The 1,200-nt window shown below is 54.5% G+C and carries 1 protein-coding gene; it reads left to right on the top strand.

The window, feature by feature from the left end:
* Positions 1 to 119: 119 nt before the first annotated feature.
* A partial coding sequence (locus B0H50_RS13055) for an IS4 family transposase (protein ID WP_109587933.1) occupies positions 120 to 1,200 on the top strand: 1,081 nt, incomplete at its 3' end.

The following is a 1,200-nucleotide window of genomic DNA, read 5'->3' as shown; positions in this document are numbered from 1 at the left end:
TTATTAGTGTCCGGTAAAAAATATAGCCAAAAATAAAAATGGCAGGCTCCTCAGACGAAGAACCTGCCCGTTTTGTTTTTACCTTGTAATTACCACAAAACAAAGGGAAACAAAACGCTATGGCCAAAAGTACATTTTTTACCGGACAGCCGGTCTTCGCGCAACTCTGCAAGTATCTCGACAGGGACGAAATCCTCAGAATCAGCACGGAATCCGGCGGAGAACGCTACAGAAAGTCCTTTGACGCATGGACTCACCTGCTTTCGATGCTCTATGCGGTCGTGATGCGGTTTGATTCCCTGCGGGAGATAGAGGCGTCTGCGCTGACATTCGTGAGCAGAATGCCGCACCTGCAGATGAGCTGCGTGCCCAAGCGGAGTACGCTGGGGGACGCCAACGCGAAGAGAAGCGAGTCCATCTTCGGGGACACCTATTTCAGCCTGCTAAGGGCGCACAGAAGCCGACTTTTACCGGACAGCCGCCTCAACGGGCTGCCCGGATGGCTGGGACGGCTCAAAATCATCGATTCCACAACGGTGACGCTGTTCTCCAACCTGGTTTTCAGGGGTGTCGGCAGGGACCCGAAAATTGGAAAGAAGAAAGGCGGCATAAAGGTCCATACAGTCATCAGCGCGAACGAGGGGGTTCCCGGCGACATCAAGTTTACTTCCGCGGCCACCCACGACAGCTTCATGCTCAAGCCATGCGACTTTGACGACGGCGACGTGCTCGCCATGGACCGCGCCTACATCGACTATGAAAAGCTGGAGGATCTGACGCAGCATGGCGTTACCTACGTGACCAAGATGAAAAGAAACCTGACCTACGAGACGATCTCGGAGAGCGTCCTGCTCGACGATAGCAGGTACCGGAACAGGTCGGTCAGAGACGTCGTGTTCCACAAGGGCGCTGCAACGCATAGGGCCCGGATTATCTCGTACGCCGAGACCAAGACTTCGAGGAGAGGGAGCAAGGAGCAGGAGGTCCAGCTGCTGACAAACAGCCACGACCTCGGCGTGGATGAAGTTATCGCCATCTATCAAAGGCGCTGGCAGATCGAATCGCTTTTCAAGCAACTTAAGCAGAACTTTCCCCTGCGCTACTTCTATGGGGTAAGCGAGAACGCCATCAAGACCCAGATCTGGGTAACCCTCATCGCGAACCTTCTCCTGACCCTTGTGCAGCGCAGCCTTGAACGGC

This window comes from Hallerella porci, from assembly GCF_003148885.1.
Taxonomy (GTDB): Bacteria; Fibrobacterota; Fibrobacteria; order Fibrobacterales; family Fibrobacteraceae; genus Hallerella; species Hallerella porci.
This window is presented reverse-complemented; position numbering and strand designations above follow the sequence as displayed.